The 16,829-nt window shown below is 75.0% G+C and carries 15 protein-coding genes; 12 read left to right on the top strand and 3 right to left on the bottom strand.

The window, feature by feature from the left end; genetic code table 11:
* Window positions 1-253: 253 nt before the first annotated feature.
* Entirely contained in the window at window positions 254-1,453 is a 1,200-nt protein-coding gene (locus AOK09_RS16445; RefSeq protein WP_055587959.1) for a PP2C family protein-serine/threonine phosphatase, read from the top strand.
* 78 nt (window positions 1,454-1,531) lie between these two features.
* Here the strand turns inward: AOK09_RS16445 and AOK09_RS16440 are convergent, their stop codons facing one another.
* On the bottom strand, window positions 1,532-2,062 hold the full coding sequence (locus AOK09_RS16440; RefSeq protein ID WP_055587958.1) for a hypothetical protein: 531 nt from the start codon (window positions 2,060-2,062) through the stop codon (window positions 1,532-1,534).
* Between the two features lie 299 nt (window positions 2,063-2,361).
* On the opposite strand from AOK09_RS16440, the gene AOK09_RS16435 reads away from it, so the two are divergent.
* From AOK09_RS16435 to AOK09_RS16395, 9 genes are all read left to right on the top strand, one after another.
* The gene (locus AOK09_RS16435; protein ID WP_055587957.1) at window positions 2,362-2,925 is read left to right on the top strand and encodes a hemerythrin domain-containing protein; all 564 of its coding nucleotides are present in this window, start codon (window positions 2,362-2,364) and stop codon (window positions 2,923-2,925) included.
* A gap of 285 nt (window positions 2,926-3,210) precedes the next feature.
* Complete coding sequence (locus AOK09_RS16430) at window positions 3,211-5,028, top strand: thiamine pyrophosphate-requiring protein (RefSeq protein WP_055587956.1); 1,818 nt, start codon at window positions 3,211-3,213, stop codon at window positions 5,026-5,028.
* Window positions 5,025-5,543, top strand: coding sequence for a hypothetical protein (locus AOK09_RS16425; protein WP_217698439.1), 519 nt, complete (start codon window positions 5,025-5,027; stop codon window positions 5,541-5,543). Before AOK09_RS16430 ends, AOK09_RS16425 begins: the two co-directional genes overlap by 4 nt.
* The gene (locus AOK09_RS16420; RefSeq protein ID WP_055587955.1) at window positions 5,543-6,226 is read left to right on the top strand and encodes a gluconate 2-dehydrogenase subunit 3 family protein; all 684 of its coding nucleotides are present in this window, start codon (window positions 5,543-5,545) and stop codon (window positions 6,224-6,226) included. The genes AOK09_RS16425 and AOK09_RS16420 overlap by 1 nt, the downstream gene beginning before the upstream one ends.
* Window positions 6,223-7,980 carry a GMC family oxidoreductase gene (locus AOK09_RS16415; RefSeq protein WP_217698438.1) on the top strand — a complete coding sequence of 586 codons (1,758 nt, stop codon included), beginning with the start codon at window positions 6,223-6,225 and terminating at the stop codon, window positions 7,978-7,980. The genes AOK09_RS16420 and AOK09_RS16415 overlap by 4 nt, the downstream gene beginning before the upstream one ends.
* A 57-nt stretch (window positions 7,981-8,037) precedes the next feature.
* Window positions 8,038-9,867: a glycoside hydrolase family 15 protein gene (locus AOK09_RS16410; protein WP_055587954.1), complete on the top strand. Its 1,830-nt coding sequence runs from the start codon at window positions 8,038-8,040 to the stop codon at window positions 9,865-9,867.
* 71 nt (window positions 9,868-9,938) lie between these two features.
* The gene (locus AOK09_RS16405) at window positions 9,939-10,946 is read left to right on the top strand and encodes an SDR family oxidoreductase (protein WP_055587953.1); all 1,008 of its coding nucleotides are present in this window, start codon (window positions 9,939-9,941) and stop codon (window positions 10,944-10,946) included.
* A 31-nt stretch (window positions 10,947-10,977) separates the two neighbouring features.
* Window positions 10,978-12,099 carry an enolase C-terminal domain-like protein gene (locus tag AOK09_RS16400; RefSeq protein ID WP_055587952.1) on the top strand — a complete coding sequence of 374 codons (1,122 nt, stop codon included), beginning with the start codon at window positions 10,978-10,980 and terminating at the stop codon, window positions 12,097-12,099.
* A 203-nt stretch (window positions 12,100-12,302) separates the two neighbouring features.
* Window positions 12,303-13,094 carry an SDR family oxidoreductase gene (locus tag AOK09_RS16395; RefSeq protein ID WP_055587951.1) on the top strand — a complete coding sequence of 264 codons (792 nt, stop codon included), beginning with the start codon at window positions 12,303-12,305 and terminating at the stop codon, window positions 13,092-13,094.
* 76 nt (window positions 13,095-13,170) lie between these two features.
* Here AOK09_RS16395 and AOK09_RS16390 read toward each other — a convergent pair whose 3' ends face one another.
* Complete coding sequence (locus tag AOK09_RS16390) at window positions 13,171-13,842, bottom strand: UdgX family uracil-DNA binding protein (protein ID WP_055587950.1); 672 nt, start codon at window positions 13,840-13,842, stop codon at window positions 13,171-13,173.
* Between the two features lie 121 nt (window positions 13,843-13,963).
* Between AOK09_RS16390 and AOK09_RS16385 the strand changes: the two genes are divergently transcribed.
* Window positions 13,964-15,100 carry a carboxylate-amine ligase gene (locus tag AOK09_RS16385; protein ID WP_055587949.1) on the top strand — a complete coding sequence of 379 codons (1,137 nt, stop codon included), beginning with the start codon at window positions 13,964-13,966 and terminating at the stop codon, window positions 15,098-15,100.
* A gap of 388 nt (window positions 15,101-15,488) precedes the next feature.
* Window positions 15,489-16,538, top strand: a complete 1,050-nt coding sequence (locus AOK09_RS16380; protein WP_055587948.1) for an iron-containing redox enzyme family protein — start codon at window positions 15,489-15,491, stop codon at window positions 16,536-16,538.
* On the opposite strand, the gene AOK09_RS16375 is transcribed toward AOK09_RS16380, so the two are convergent.
* Entirely contained in the window at window positions 16,512-16,814 is a 303-nt protein-coding gene (locus tag AOK09_RS16375) for a CDGSH iron-sulfur domain-containing protein (protein ID WP_079063118.1), read from the bottom strand. The genes AOK09_RS16380 and AOK09_RS16375 overlap by 27 nt on opposite strands.
* Window positions 16,815-16,829: the final 15 nt, after the last annotated feature.

Genomic DNA, 16,829 nt, shown 5'->3' with positions numbered 1-16,829 from the left:
GTGGGGCGGCCCGGCCGGTGATGCGGCCAGGGCTCCGCCGATCCCCCGCCGGCCTGCGAGAGCGCCCGGCCGGGAGGGCCCCGGCGGGAGGGGAGGTACGCACCCCGGCCCGCAGCATCGAGGCACGGGCCCCGAGGCGGATACCGCTGCTCCGGGTGGCGTCGCCGGATATGGGCAGACGACCCCGTGCCCGGGTGGCGAGCCGGCGGCGGCCCGGCGCCCGGCACAGCCCGGACATGGCGGAGGTGGTGTCATGGCAGGCCAGGATCGCCGGTCGGCCGCACCCGAGGTGGACGAGCAGCACCTGCTGGACCTTCTCACCGAGGCGCAGCAGACGGTGCCCTACAGGCTGCCCGGGGTGGTGAACCGGTGTGCCGAGCTGCTGGGGCTGTGCGCCGCCACCGTCTACCTCGTCGATCTGCAGCAGCGCCTGCTGATCCCGCTGGAGGACACGGTGGAGCCGCTCTCGGTGGAGGCGACCGAAGCCGGCTGGGCGTACCGCACCCTGTCGGTGCGGGTGCACGAGACCGGCGGCTGCGTGACGGTGTGGATACCGCTGGTGGACGGGGCCGAGCGGCTGGGCGTGCTGTCCGTCCGCGCCGGGGCGCTGGACGGGACGGGTCTGCGGCGGTGCCGGATGCTGGCGGCGGTACTGGCCATGGTGGTGACCTCCAAACGCGCCTACAGCGACTGGTTCGTCGCCCGCACCCGGAGGCTGGACATGGAGCTCCCGGCCGAGATGCTGCGGGCGTTCCTGCCGCCGCGCAGCATCGGCAGGGCCGGGGTGACCTCCACCGCCGTACTGGAACCCGCCTACGAGATCAGCGGCGACGCCTTCGACCACTCACTCATCAGGAACGTCCTGTACGCGAGCATCTTCGACGCCATGGGACACGATCTGGCCTCCGGACTGACCACCGCGGTCGCCATGGCCGGATGCCGCAGCGCCCGCCGTTCCGGTGCCGACCTGCCGGACACGGTGCACACCGTCGACGAGGCGCTCGCCCAGTGGCTGCCCGACCAGTTCTGCACGGGGGTGCTGTGCCAACTGAACATCGACGCGGGCCTGCTGCGCTGGTGCAACTGCGGCCATCCACCACCGCTGCTGATCCGCGGGGAGCGGGTGCTGGACCGGGCCCTGGAACGCGCACCGCAGCCCCCGATGGGGCTGCCCCATCTGCTCGGGCCGGCCCGGCGGGAGGTCCACGAGACCGTGCTGGAGCCGGGTGACCGGGTGCTGCTGTACACCGACGGCGTCACCGAGGCGCGCGCCGGGGGAACGGAGTTCGGTCTCGACCGGTTCGCCGACTTCATCATCCGCTCCGCCGCGGCCGGTCAGGAACCCGCGGAGGTGCTGCGGCTGCTCATCCACGCCATCCTGGACCACCAGGACCACAACCTGAGCGACGACGCCACCATCCTCCTCGTCGAGTGGCGCCCTCCGGGCCGGTGACGACGGCGCCCGGCGACGGGCAGTGGCGGCCGGCCGGGGCCCGCCCTGCGGCGGCCGCCGGTGTCCGCGTCCGTACGCTCAGACCGCGCTGCCCTCCGGCTCCGCCTCCCGCTGCCCGGGCAGCAGGCGTTCCTGCAGGCGGGCGCGGTGCAGTGCCGCCACGGGGGCGGTGAGGTCGGGGTGGCGCAGCAGTGCGGTGGCCAGCCGGTCCCGCTCGTCGGGGGCCGTGAGGCGGCGGTAGGCGCAGGGGTCGAGGTCCGCCGCCGCGACCGCCGCCCGGGCCAGCGCCGGGTCGGTGAGCAGGCACGCCGCCCAGCTGGCCACGGTCTCGTCCACCCAGGTGCGCCAGCCGTAGTCGTCGTCGGGCAGAGCTGCGACGTCCGCGCCGGCGGCCCAGTCGAGCCGGTCGGCTCCCTGCGGGCCGAGCATCGACAGCAGGCCCTCGTCCACCGCGGTGGGATAGCAGAGCCGGGCGGCCACCATGGCGGCCTGCCGCGCCTGCGCCTGGGCCAGAGCCGCGCTGAAGGCACCCGCGGTGGCGGGGTAGGCGCGGGTGAGCCACTGCGCGGTCGCCGCGACGACCTGGGCGAGGTGGTCGGTCTGGGACATTCTGCAGCGTTCCTGTTCCCCGGACGGCCCACGCCGGGCGGCGGGCCTGCGGTTGTGCCTGGTCCCGGCGAACCGGGCGCTTCCGGCCAGGGTAAGCGGCCGGGGGCGCAGACCGGGAGGAGCGGGCGGGGACCGAGGCGGCCGTCACATCCGCCGCCTCGCGTGGGCACGCTGCGTACCGGCAGGTTTGCGCTCCGTCGCCACGGGCACCCGACCGGCCGTCCACAGGGCGCATCCCCTACCGGACGCATCCCTCCGACGCATCCCACCCGACGCATCCCCACCGGAAGGAAGCCGCGATGGCACAGGGACCGGACGTGATCCAGGAACTCGTCACCGACCACCAGGAGGTCGAGCAGATCTTCAGCCGGATCGAGGCGCTTCCCTCCGGCGACCCGGGGCGCAGGACCTGCGCCGAGCAGGCGACGATCGAGCTCGTCCGGCACTCGGTGGCCGAGGAGCAGTACCTCTACCCCGCGGTCCGCAGCCATGTACCGGACGGGGGCGCCCTCGCCGACAAGGAGCTCCAGGACCACGCCGCCGCCGAGCAGACCATGAAGGACCTGGAGGGCTGCGACGCCGGCCACCCGGACTTCGACCGCACGGTGGAACGTCTGATGCGGGAGATCCGCGACCATGTCCGGGACGAGGAGGACAACCTCTTCCCCAAGCTGCGGGCGGCGTGCCCGCCGGAGATGCTCCAGGACCTCGGCGACAAGGTCCGCCGGGCCAAGAAGACCGCTCCGACCCGGCCCCACCCCTCGGCGCCCGACAAGCCGCCGATGAACAAGCTGCTGGCGCCGGGCGCCGGCATGGTCGACCGGATCCGCGACGCGCTCACCGGCCGGGGCGGGCGCGGCTGATCCCTGCCGCAGAGCGGTGAGCGGTCCCCCAGGGCGGAGGCCGACGGCCTGCGGGACCGCTCACCGCCCCGGAACGGCGACGGCCGCGTCCGGCGGCCGCGCCCGGGGGCCCGTACGGACCGCACGCGGACCCCCGAGCCGGCGTGACGGGGCGACAGGGGGCGTTCGGCGGCCGCGCGCAACGGCCGGGCGGTTTCCGCGCGCCCGTTGCGGACAGGCGTGGCGCAAGCGGCGTCCGAGCAGACGGCCCACCTTCACGGGGGCCCGGAAGGGAGAACGGTGTCCATGAAGGTGTCCGACTATGTGCTGCACCGCCTGCGGGAATGGGATGTCGACCATGTCTTCGCCTACGCCGGCGACGGCATCAACGGTCTGCTCGCGGCCTGGGGCCGGGCGGAGAACCGTCCCACGTTCGTCCAGGCCCGGCACGAGGAGATGGCGGCCTTCGAGGCGGTCGGCTACGCCAAGTTCTCGGGGCGCGTGGGCGTGTGCGCCGCGACCTCCGGGCCCGGCGCGATCCATCTGCTGAACGGCCTGTACGACGCCAAGCTGGACCACGTCCCGGTGGTGGCGATCGTCGGCCAGACCAACCGCTCCGCGATGGGCGGCTCCTACCAGCAGGAAGTCGACCTGCTCAGCCTGTACAAGGACGTCGCCGAGGCCTTCTGCGAGATGGTCACCGTCCCCGAGCAGCTGCCCAACGTACTGGACCGGGCGATGCGGATCGCCGCCTCGCGCCGTACCGTCACCGCCGTGATCATCCCGGCGGACGTCCAGGAGCTGGACTACACCCCGCCGGGCCACGCCTTCAAGATGGTCCCCTCCAGCCTCGGCATGCCGCACTCGGTGCCGGTGCCCGCCGACCAGGAGCTGCAGCGGGCGGCCGACGTCCTCAACGCCGGGGAGCGGGTGGCGATCCTGGTCGGCCAGGGCGCCCGCCGGGCGCGGGCCGAGGTCGAGCAGACGGCCGAGGTGCTGGGCGCCGGGGTCGCCAAGGCGCTGCTGGGCAAGGACGTCCTCTCCGACGAACTGCCGTATGTCACCGGGGCGATCGGACTGCTCGGCACCCGCCCCTCCTATGAGCTGATGCAGGACTGCGACACCCTGCTGGTGATCGGTTCCAGCTTCCCGTACACCCAGTTCCTGCCGGAGTTCGGCCAGGCCCGCGCGGTGCAGATCGACATCGACGCCGAGATGGTGGGACTGCGCTACCCCTTCGAGGTGAACCTGGTCGGCGACTCGGCCGAGACACTGCGGCGGCTGCTGCCGCTGCTGAAGCGCCGGTCGCACCGCTCCTGGCGGAAGACGGTGGAGAAGAACACCGCCCGCTGGTGGGAGGTGATGCAGCGGCGGGCGGCGGTGGACGCCGACCCGGTCAACCCCGAGTACGTGGTGCACGCGCTGGACGCGCTGCTGCCCGACGACGTGATCCTGGCCGCCGACTCCGGCTCCTCCGCCAACTGGTACGCCCGCCATCTGCGGATGCGCGGCAACATGCGCGGCTCCCTGTCGGGCACCCTGGCCACCATGGGGCCCGGGGTGCCGTATGTGATCGGCGCGAAGTTCGCCGACCCGCGCCGGCCCGCCATCGCCCTGGTCGGCGACGGCGCCATGCAGATGAACGGCATGGCCGAGCTGATCACCGTCGCCAAGTACTGGCGGGACTGGGAGGACCCCCGGCTGATCGTGGCCGTGCTCAACAACCGGGACCTCAACCAGGTCACCTGGGAGATGCGCGCCATGGAGGGCGCGCCACAGTTCGAGCCCTCGCAGTCGCTGCCCGACGTGCCCTTCGCCGACTTCGCCCGCTCGATCGGGCTGGGCGGGGTCCGGGTGGAGAAGCCGGAGGACGTCGAGCCGGCGTGGCGTCAGGCCCTGGCCTCCGACCGGCCGTTCGTCATCGACTTCTGCACCGACCCGGCCGTCCCGCCGATCCCGCCGCACGCCACCCTCGACCAGATCGAGGCCGCCGCGAGCGCGGTGCTGCAGGGCGACAGCGACCGCGCCGCCATGGTCAAGCAGGGCTTCAAGGCCAAGATCCAGGAGTTCCTTCCCGGCGGCCGCCACCGCGAGGACCGGCCCGGCGCCGAGGAGGGCCAGTGACCGCCGCAGCGGCCCCGGCGGCCGTGCGGATCCGTACGGCCGCCGCCCGGGCCCTGCCCCGGCGGCGGCCGGCCGCGCCCGTTCAGCCCCAGCTGCTGGCCAGGGTGCTGTGGAACGTCCGCCACGGGCGGTTCGAGCGCTCGCTCTCCCTGCTCACCGCGGCCGGTTCGGCCGTCACCGCCGCCGAGATCTACCTGGAGCACGACCGGGCGGGCTTCGGCAACCGCACCATGTGGTGGCCCGTCCTTCTGGGTCCCGTGGGCACGGCGGCCGGAGTCGCCGGCTTCTGCAGCCCGCGGATGGCCCGTACGGCGCTGCCGCTCGCCTCGGCGGCCATCTTCGCCAACGGCCTCCAGGGCACCTATCTGCACGTACGAGGCATCGCCCAGAAGCCGGGAGGCTGGTCGATGGCGCGCTACAACGTCGAGTTGGGGCCGCCGCTCTTCGCCCCGCTGCTGGTCTGCATGGTCGGCGGGATGGGGCTGGTGGCCGCCGCGCTGCGCAGGGAGCGCTGATGGCGGCGCGACCGACCCCGCCGGACCGCACCGCGCCCGGCGGACGCAACCCCCGTTTCCCCGGCTACGACGTGCTCTCCCAGCGCGGCACCTGGGACGCGGTCACCGCCGGAGTGGTGCTGGCCCGCACCGGGCCCCAGCCGGCGCTGCGGTTCTTCACCCCCGCCGAGGAGGCCGTGGCCGAGCCGCTGCTCGACCATCTGCTCGCCCAGTGGGAGGAGCCCAGGGTCCCGGTGCTGCGGATGGTCGACGCCCGGCTTGCGGAGCTGCAGACCGACGGCTGGCGCTACACCGACATGCCCGAGGACCCCCAGGCGTGGCGGCGTTCACTGGCCGGCCTGGACGTCGACGCCGCCGCACGCCACCAGGGCGCGCACTTCGCCGACCTGGACCGCCCGCACCAGGCCGGGCTCCTCCAGGCCGTCCAGGACCTCGGCTCCGACCGCTGGCACGGCATGCCCGCGGGCCATGTGTGGAACCTGTGGACCCGCTACGCCTGCACCGCCTTCTACTCCCACCCGTGGGCCTGGAACGAGATCGGCTTCGGCGGCCCCGCCTACCCCCGCGGCTACGCCCGCCTCGGCATCGGGGTGCGCGAGCCCTGGGAGACGGCCGACCAGGCGCCCCGCGACCCCGTACAGCGCGATCGCGCACCCCGCGGCCCGGAAGGGGACGGCACATGACCGCACAGGGCGGGCACCGGCCCGACCCGGGTGGCGGCGGCCGCGCCGCCTCCGCGTTCCAGACGCTCCGTCAGAGCGCGCGCACGCACCGGGCAGTGCGTGAACGCAACGCCTCGGCGTGGCTGCTGCCCAATGACGGCACCCGCTTCGACCACGCCCTCATCGACAGGATGCGCCGCTACCCGGACGGCGACGAGGTCGACCTGGTCATCGTGGGCTGCGGAGCCGGCGGCGCCACCCTCGCCCAGCGGATGGCCCGGGCCGGCTGGTCGGTGGTCGTCCTGGAGGCGGGCCCGTTCTGGGACCCGGACACCGACTGGGTCAGCGACGAGGCCGGCTCGCACCATCTGTACTGGACCGAGCCCCGGGTGATCTCCGGCTCCGACCCGGTGCCGCTGGGGTCCAACAACTCCGGCCGGGGGGTGGGCGGTTCCATGGTCCACTTCGCCGGCTACGTGCCCCGGCTGCACCCCAGCGACTTCCGGGTCCTCAGCGACCACGGCGTGGGCGCGGACTGGCCGCTGGACTACGCGGACCTGCGGCCGTCGTACGAGCGCATCGAGGAGGAGCTGCCCGTCGCCGGCCAGTACTGGCCCTGGGGCGACCCGCACTCCTACCCGTATCCGCCGCACCCTGTCGGCGGCAACGGCGAGGTGTTCCTGCGCGGCGCCGCCGCCCTGGGCATCGAGGCCCGGGTCGGCCCGGTCGCCATCACCCCCGGCCGCTTCGGCAACCGGCCGCACTGCGTCTACCGGGGTTTCTGCCTCCAGGGCTGCAAGGTCAACGCCAAGGCCTCCCCGCTGATCACCCATGTCCCCGACGCGCTGGTGCACGGCGCGGAGATCCGCGCCGACGCCATGGCGACCCGGATCGAGACCGATCCGCACAGCGGACTGGCGACCGGGGTGCGGTACGTCCGCGGCGGCCGGGAGCATGTGCAGCGCGCCCGGACGGTGGCCGTGGCGGGCTACTCGATCGAGACCCCCCGGCTGCTGCTCAACTCCGCCGACCGGCGCTTCCCCGAGGGCCTGTGCAACGACCACGACCTGGTGGGGCGCTACCTCATGGTGCAGGGCGCACCGCAGACCGCCGGACGCTTCGCCGAGGAGATCCGGATGTACAAGGCGCCGCCGCCGGAGGTCACCTCGGAGGCGTTCTACGAGACCGACCCCTCCCAGCCCTACGTCCGCGGCTTCTCCGTCCAGAACATCTCCCCGCTGCCCATCACCTGGGCCGAACACGTCGCCGCGCAGGGCCACTGGGGCGAGGATCTGCGCGCCTACATGCGTGACTACGTCCACTGGGCCACCCTCGGGGCGCTCTGCGAGTTCCTGCCCTACGCCGACAACCGGATCACCCTCGCCGACGAGCACGACCGGCACGGCCTGCCGGTGGCGGACATGGCGTACAGCATGGGCGACAACGACCGGCAGCTGGTGAAGGCGGCCCGCACCGCGATGGAGGACATCCTCAAGGCCGCCGGGGCCACCGAGGTGATCACCATCGAGCGGTATGCGCACCTGGTCGGCGGCTGCCGGATGGGCCGGAACGCCACCGAGGGTGTGGTCGACGCGGACCTGCGCAGCTTCGCCGTCCCCAACCTGCTGATCACCGACGGCAGTGTGCTGCCGACCCAGGGCAGCGCCAACCCGGCGCTGACCATCATGGCGCTGGTCGACCGGGCCGCCCTGCGCCTCGCCGAGGGCGCCCGCTCGGGCCTGCGCGCCCCGGTCCGGGACACCGGCACCGTATGACGTGATGTCAGGCACGGAGCTGAGGAGTTCGACCGCCGGAGAGAGGAGGGTCCCGCCATGGCGACCACGGACGTGATCGACAGCGATCGGGCGTTCCGGCCGCACGAACTGAGGGAGTACGCGCTGCTTGCCGACGGCGAGCGGGGCGCACTGATCGGACCGCACGGCGACACCGCCTGGCTGTGCGCACCCCGGTGGGGCTCCCCGGCGGTGTTCTCCTCCCTGATCGGCGGCGGCGGAACCTACTCCGTCACCCCCGCCGAACCCCGGCATGTGTGGGGCGGCTCCTATGAACCGGGCACCCTGATCTGGTGCAGCCGCTGGGCCGTCTCCGGCGGGGTGGTGGAGTGCCGGGAGGCGCTGGCCCACCCCGGCGACCCGGACCGGGTGGTGCTGCTCCGGCAGGTCCGCGCCGCCGACGGACCGGCCCGGGTACGGGTGCTGCTCGACCCGCGCGCCGACTTCGGCCGCGCCGACGCCGACCGCCCCCGGCGCGTCGCACGGGACGGGACGGGCGCGCCCGCGGACGGCCCCGCCCCGCGGGACACCCTGTGGACCGGCCGCACCGGGCCGCTGCACTGGCGCTGGAGCGGCGGCGGGGACGCCAGGCCCCACCCCCGCCCCGACGGCCGGGGCGAGGTGCTGGCCCTCGACCTCGCACTGGCCCCGGGAGAGCGGCACGACCTGGTGCTGGAACTGTCCGAGCACCCTCTGCCGTCCCGGCCGGTCGACCCCGCCGCCGCCTGGCGTGCCACCGAGGCCGGCTGGTCCCGCGGCCGGCCCTCGATGGGCCGCACCGCGGCGCCACGCGACGCCCTGCACGCCCACGCCGTCCTGCGCGGTCTGACCAGCCGGGACGGCGGCATGGTCGCCGCAGCCACCATGTGCCTGCCCGAGCGGGCGACCACCGCCCGCAGCTACGACTACCGGTACGCCTGGATCCGCGACCAGTGCTACGCGGGCCTCGCCGCGGCCGCCGTGGGCTCCGACGACCTGCTGGACGCGGCGGTCGCCTTCACCTCCGCCCGGGTCCTCACCGACGGTCCCGGCCTCCGGCCCGCCTACACCGTCTCCGGCGACCCGGTCCCCCCGGAACAGGAACTGGACCTGCCCGGCTACCCCGGAGGGACCGACCGCACCGGCAACTGGGTCAACGGGCAGTTCCAGCTTGACGCCTTCGGGGAACTGCTGCAGCTGCTCGCCGCGGCGGCCCGGCTCGACCGGCTGGACGACGACGGCCGCAAGGCCCTGCACACCGCGGTGGAGGCGGTCGCCGAGCGCTGGGACGAGCCGGAGGCGGGCATCTGGGAACTGGACGACCGGCGGTGGACGCACTCCCGGCTGTCCTGCGTCGCCGGCCTGCGCGCCGTCGCCGCGCTGCCCGGCGCCGGGGCGGACGGGCAGCGCGCCGCCGCACTGGCCGACACCGTGCTCGACCGCACCGCGCAGACCAGCCTGCACCCGGGCGGCCACTGGCAGCGCAGCCCGGAGGACCCGCGACCCGACGCCGCCCTGCTGCTGCCCCCGGTACGCGGCGCCCTGCCCGCCGGTGACCCCCGCACCGCCGCCACCCTGGCCGTGGTACGGGCGCAGCTGCTCCAGGACGGGTACCTCTACCGCTTCCGCCACGACCAGCGACCGCTCGCCGACGCCGAGGGTGCCTTCCTGCTCTGCGGCTTCATGCTGGCGCTGGCCGAGCACCACCAGGGCGACGACCTGCGGGCGCTGCGGGCCTTCGAACGCAACCGCGCGGCCTGCGGGCCCGCGGGGCTGTTCGCGGAGGAGTGGGACGTGGTGCAGCGGCAGCTGCGCGGCAATCTGCCGCAGGCCTTCGTCCACGCCCTCTTCCTGGAGTGCGCGGCCAGGCTTCCGGGCGGGCCCGACTGACCGCGCGCCGCCCCTCCCGGAACCCCGGGACCGCCGGACTTGACGGATTCGCAGGAAAGGAACCCAAGCCGATGACGCAGACCGTGGTGATCACCGGAGCCAGCGCCGGAGTCGGCCGCGCCACCGCCCAGCTCTTCGGCCGGCGCGGAGCGAACGTGGTCCTGCTCGCCCGCGGCGGAACCGGCCTGGACGCCGCGGCCGCCGAGGTGGAGGAGGCGGGCGGCACCGCGCTGCCGCTACCGGTCGACGTCTCCGACGCCGACGCGGTCAACGCCGCGGCGGACCGGGCCGAGGAACGCTTCGGCCCGATCGACGTATGGATCAACGTCGCGTTCACCTCGGTGTTCGCGCCGTTCACGGAGATCGGACCGGAGGAGTTCCGCCGGGTCACCGAGGTCTCCTACCTCGGCTATGTCCACGGCACCATGGCGGCGCTGGCACGGATGCGGCCGCAGGGCAGAGGCACCGTCGTCCAGGTCGGCTCGGCACTGGGCTACCGCAGCATCCCGCTGCAGTCGGCGTACTGCGGCGCCAAGCACGCCATCAACGGCTTCACCGAGTCCGTGCGCTGCGAGCTGCTGCGCGAGGGCAGCGGGGTGCACATCACCGTCGTACAGCTGCCGGCGGTGAACACGCCGCAGTTCTCCTGGGTGCTCTCCCGGCTGCCGCGCCATCCCCAGCCGGTGCCCCCGATCTACCAGCCCGAGGTCGCCGCGACCGCGATCGCCTTCGCCGCCGACCACCCGCGCCGCAAGCAGTACTGGGTCGGGGCGAGCACCGCCGCCACGATCCTCGCCCAGAAGTTCGCCGCACCGCTGCTGGACCGCTATCTCGCCCGCACCGGCTTCGACTCCCAGCAGACCGACGAACCCGTCCCCCAGGGACGCCCGCACAACCTGTGGCAGCCGCTGGACGGCAAGGGCGGCCGGGACCACGGCGCGCACGGCGCCTTCGACGAACGGTCCCACACCCGCAGCGAGCAGGCATGGGCGTCCCGGCACGCCGGGCTGCTCTCCCTGGCGGCCGCGACGGCGCTCGGCGCCGCCGGCACCCGCGCCGCGCTGCGGCGGCACCGGTGACGCCCCGGCCGGGCCCGGCCCGGAGGACGTCGTGACGGCACGACCCGGCAGGCCCGACACCCCCGTCACCGCGGTACGCGCGGCGGCGTACCGGATCCCCACCGACGCGCCGGAGGCGGACGGCACCCTCGCCTGGGACTCCACCACCCTGGTGGTCGCGCAGGTGGACGCGGGCGGCAGGCAGGGCCTCGGCTACACCTACGCCGACGCCGCCTGCGCCTCCCTCGTCGAGGGGCTGCTCGGCGGGGCCGTGACCGGCCGGGACGCCATGGACACCGGTGCCTGCTGGGAGGCGATGGTCCGCGCCGCACGCAATCTGGGCCGTCCCGGCCTGGTCTCCTGCGCCGTCTCCGCCGTGGACACCGCGCTGTGGGACCTCAAGGCCCGACTGCTCGGCCTGCCGCTGTGCCGGCTGCTCGGCGCGGTCCGGCCCGGGGTGCCGGTCTACGGGAGCGGCGGCTTCACCACCTATGACGAGACCGCGGCGCGGCGGCAGCTGGAGCGGTGGACCGGGGAGTGGGGCATCCCCCGGGTGAAGATCAAGATCGGTGAGTCCTGGGGCTCCGAGACCCGCAGGGACCTGGACCGCATCGCCTTCGCCCGCCGGGTCGTCGGCCCGGACACCGAGCTGTTCGTCGACGCCAACGGCGCCTACGGGCGCAAGCAGGCCGTACGGATGGCGCATGCCATGGCCGACCACGGCGTCACCTGGTTCGAGGAACCCGTCTCCTCGGACGACCTGGACGGGCTGCGCCAGGTCCGCGACCGGGTCGACGCGGACGTCACCGCCGGGGAGTACGGCTACGACCTCGTCTACTTCGCCCGGATGGTGGAGGCGCGGGCGGTGGACTGTCTGCAGGTCGACGTCACCCGCTGCGGGGCCGTCACCGACTGGCTGCGGGCCGCGGCCGTCGCCGCCGCCCACGGCGTGGAGGTCTCCGGGCACTGCGCACCGGCGCTGCACGCCCATGCGGCCGCGGCCGTTCCCAACCTGCGGCATCTGGAGTACTTCCACGACCACGTCCGTATCGAGAGCATGCTCTTCGACGGAACCCTCGACCCGCACGGCGGGGTGCTCCACCCCGACCAGGGCCGCCCCGGGCACGGGCTGGAGCTGCGGCACGCGGACGCGGAGCGCTTCCGGGTGGCCTGAGCGGGCGCCGTACGTGGTCTCGCCGGCGCCGTACGCCGTTTCGCGGGCGCCGTGCGGGGCAGCCGCACCAAGCGGACCGGCGCCACGGGCCGCTGCGCCGGGACCGGGGTCCGGACGGCGGGCCTCGTCCCGCCGGACGTCCCCCGTCCCGGCGCGCCTCCGCGGCGGCCGGGCGTCCCCCCGGGAGAACGAGAGGCACAGCCATGAGCCCACGCGTCGCCGTGGTCACCGGGTCGGACTCGGGCATCGGCCGGGCGACCGCCGTCCGGCTCGCCCGGGACGGCTTCGACGTCGGCGTCACCTGGCACAGCGACCGGGAGGGCGCCGAGACCACCGCCGAGGAGGTCCGGGCGGCCGGGTCCCGCGCCGCCGTGCAGCACCTGGACCTCACCGACCTCCCCGGCGCCGCCGCGGTGGTGGACCGGCTGGCCGCGGAACTGGGCGGACTGGACGTCCTGGTGAACAACGCCGGTACCGGGACCGCCACGCCGTTCCTGGACATCGACCCGGAGACCGTGCGGCGGGTGCTCGACGTGGACCTGGTCGGGCCGTTCCTCTGCGGTCAGCACGCCGCCCGGATCATGATCGGTCAGGGCCGCGGCGGCCGGATCGTCAATGTGACCAGCGTCCATGAACACCAGCCCAGGGTCGGCTCCGCCCCCTACTGCGCGGCCAAGGGCGGACTCGGGCTGCTCACCCAGGTCATGGCCCTGGAGCTGGCCGAACACGGCATCACCGTCAACGCCGTGGCGCCCGGCGAGATCGCCACCCCGATGACCGGCCAGGAGGACGTGGACGTGCACGGCCGGGCCCGCCGCGGGGTGCCGCTGGGACGGCCCGGCGACGCCCGCGAGGTGGCCTCGGTGATCGCGTTCCTCGCCGGTCCCGAGTCGTCCTATGTCACGGGCGCCTCCTGGGCCGTGGACGGCGGCATGCTGCGGATGGGCCCGCAGGCCGGGTCCCATCTGCCCGACGACTCCTGGCGGCGGGTCTGACGCGCCGTACGCGCACCCCGCCCGCCGTCCGGCCCCGGCGCCGCCCGTGACACCGGGACGGACGCGGGGCCGGCGGTCATCCGCCCCCGACGACGCCGGCGGCCACCCGAAGATCCGCCACCATGCCCGCGTACACCGACTCGCGGTCGTCGGCGCGCAGAACCGCCGACGGGTGCGTGGTGGCGACCACCTCGACCTCAGGATCGACGCCGTCCAGCGGCGGCAGCGGCAGCACCACGCCGTGCTCCCGGGTCACCCGGAACGACGGGCCCAGCAGCGCCTTGGCCGCGGTGGCCCCCAGGGCGACCACCACCCGGGGGGAGACCAGCCGCAGCTCCGCGACCAGCCACGGGCGGCACGCCGTCACCTCACGGCGGCTCGGTGCCTCGTGCATCCGCCGCTTGCCCCGCTCCTGGAGGACGAACTTGAAGTGCTTGACGGCGTTGGTGACATAGACCTCCCCCGGGTCGATCCCGGCCTCGGCCAGCGCCCGGTCGAGCACCTTCCCGGCCGGGCCGACGAACGGCCGGCCGCGCCGGTCCTCCACATCGCCCGGCTGCTCGCCCACCAGGACCATCGCCGAGGACGGCTCACCGGCCCCGAACACGGTCTGCGTCGCCTGCAGGTGCAGCGGACATCCCCGGCACCCGGCCGCGGCGCTGCGCAGCCGGGCCAGGTCGGCGCCCTCGGGTACGAACGGCGCGGCGTCGTAGCCGTCCTCGGGTCCGGTGCCGGCGGTGGCGTTCACGGGTGCCTCCTGGGCTCGCCCATCCCCCGCCGTACGGCTACCCGTCCGGCTGCGGGGTATCCGGTGGTAGTCACCGGCGCCGGTCCGGCCGCGGCGGCCGGGGGGCGGAAGGGAGACCCCCATGGGGCAGGACGGCGCGTACGGTGCGGCCGGCGGGCTGACGGTCGGCGTCGAGGAGGAGTTCCTGGTCGTCGATCCGGCCACCGGCCGGACGGTGCCCCGGGCCGCGGAGGTGCTGGCGCGGGCGGCCACGTCTCCGGCCGCCGCCCCCGACGCGGCGCTGCACCCCGAACTGTCCGCCGGACAGCTGGAAGCGGCCACGGGGGTCTGCACGACGCTGGACGGGCTGAGGGTCCAGCTGGCCGACGGGCGCCGCCGCCTGGCGGCGGCCGCGGCGGCGGAGGGGCTGAGGCTGCTGTCGACCGGCACCCCGGTCCTCGACGGGCCGGTGGGCGTCTCGGGAGGTGAACGCTTCGGGGAGATCGTGGCGGCGTTCGCCGGGGTGGTCGGGGACTACCAGGCCTGCGGGTGCCATGTGCATGTGGGGGTGCCGGACACGGAGACGGCGGTGGCCGTGGTCAACCACCTCCGGCCGTGGCTGCCGACCCTGGCGGCGCTCTCCGCCAACTCCCCCTTCGACCGGGGCCGCGACTCGGGCTTCGCCAGCTGGCGGCTGGTGCAGCAGGCACGCTTCCCGGGGGCCGGTGTGCCGCCCTGGTTCGGCTCGGCGGCCGACTACCGGGCCGGGCTGGGGCGGCTGGTGGAGTGCGGTGCGCTGGTGGACGAGTCGATGACGTTCTGGCTGGCCCGTCCGTCGCCCCACCTGCCCACGGTGGAACTGCGCGCGGCGGACGCCGCGGGCAGTGTCGAGGAGGCCGTCGTCCAGGCCGCCCTGAGCCGTGCGCTGGTACGGACCGCGCTCACCGAGCTGGCGGCCGGACGGGAGGGCTCCCCCGTCGACGACCAGGTGGCCGCGGCGGCGCTGTGGGCCGCGGCCAGGTACGGACTGGCCGGGGCCGGAGTCGACCCGCTGGCCGCCTGCCGCGTCCCGGCCGCCGCGCTGCTCCACCGGCTGGTCTCCCGCGTCTCGGCGGCCCTGGAGGACGCCGGCGACCTGTCCGCGGTACGGGCCGGGGTGACGCGGCTGCTGGCCGGGGGGACGGGTGCGGAGCGTCAGCGCCGCGCGGCGGCGGAGGGGGGCCCGGAAGCGGTGGTGGACATGCTGGCGGCCCAGACGGACCCGGGCCCGCCGCGCTGAACGGCGGCGCTGAACGGCCACCGGCTCTGCCTGCGGGACCGGCGGGAGTCCGCGGGGCCTGGACGGGCACGGCCGGAACGGGTACGGCCGCAACGGCAGAGGCCCACGCGGCCGGGACGGGCCGAGCCCCGGTGCGCAGGAGTCCGCGCAGGGGGCACCGAAGCGGTCGTGGGCCTACTGGCGGCCCCCCGTTCCATGCCTGCGGGATCGGCGCGGGCAGGACGGCAGGAGTTTGCGCGACCGGAAGGGGCACGGCCGCAAAGGCAGAAGCCCACGCCGCCGGGACGGATGGGCCGCGGCGGTACGGGCAGGAGTTCCCGGAGCAGGGCGGCGACGCCGGTGGGGGCGGCGGCGACGGCCCGGCTGCCGGAACCACGCGGAGGGCACCATGACCGGTACGACGCCACTCACTGCCGCCCCGGCGACGCAGCGCGGTCCCGCCCTGCCCCGGCCCCGGGGCCCGGTATCCCGGGCAGTGCTCGAGGCGCTGACACAATCCCCAGGTCCGCCGCCCGCAGCGGACACAGCCACGGCCTGGCCCCTGGCCGAGGCCGGGCGCGGCGACCCGCTCGGTGAGGACCTCCAGCTGGCCCTCTACCTCTGCTACGAGCTCCACTACCGCGGCTTCGCCGGGGTGGACGCCGCCTGGGAGTGGCACCCCGGCCTGCTGGGGCTGCGTGCCGTCCTGGAGCGGGGCTTCCTGGCGGAGCTGCGCGCGCAGCTCGCCGGGGGGACCGACGTGGCCGGCGAGCTGGCGGCACTGCTCAGCGAACCCGTGGACGGCACCGGCGTCGCCGGACACCTCCAGGAGCGCGGTGAGTGGTGGCAGATGCGGGAGTTCTTCGTCCACCGCTCGGTCTACCACCTCAAGGAGGCCGACCCCCACGCCTGGGTGATCCCGCGGCTGGAGGGCCGGCCCAAGGCGGCCCTGGTGGCCGTGGAGTTCGACGAGTTCGGCGGCGGCCGGGCGGAGCGGGTGCACGCCCGGCTCTTCGCGGACCTGCTGGACGGCGCCGGGCTCGACAGCGGCTACGGCACGTATCTCGGCATGGTGCCGGCCCAGTCACTGGCCGTCGTCAATCTGATGTCGCTGCTGGGTCTGCACCGTGCGCTGCGCGGCGCGCTGGTGGGCCACTTCGCAGCCGCCGAGATCACCACCCCGCCGAGCGCCCGCCGGCTGGCCCGCGCCCTGGAGCGGATGGGAGCCGACCCGGTGTGCGCCGCCTTCTACACCGAGCACATCGAGGCCGACGCGGTGCACGAGCAGGTGATGCGGCACGAGGTCGTCGACGGTCTGCTGGCCCGGGAGCCGGAACTGGCGGGCGACGTGGTCCTCGGCATCCAGGCGACCGCACTGCTGGAGGACCGGCTCGGCGACCGGCTGCTCGGCGCCTGGCAGCAGGGACGCTCCTCACTGCTGCGGCCGTTGGCACTCTGACGGCCCGCCGCCTGACGACTCGCTGCCTGACGACTCGCTGCCTGACGACTCGCTGCCTGACGACTCGCTGCCTGGCACCTCGCCGCCGTCCGGGCCGCCGCCGCGACGGCGGTGCCCTGCCCGGCGATGGCTGGTGTCGCACCACGGATAGCGACGGCTGCGGCGGCAGACGCAGAGCGCCACCACGAAGCGGTCCGAGAGCACCGTGCTGCCGTCGGGCAGCAGCACCTCCACCGGTCCCTCGATCAGCACCGGCCCGTCCCGGGTCACCGTCACCCGCCGCACCTCCCC

The sequence above is a fragment of the Peterkaempfera griseoplana genome (assembly GCF_001418575.1).
Taxonomy (GTDB): domain Bacteria; phylum Actinomycetota; class Actinomycetes; order Streptomycetales; family Streptomycetaceae; genus Peterkaempfera; species Peterkaempfera griseoplana.
This window is presented reverse-complemented; position numbering and strand designations above follow the sequence as displayed.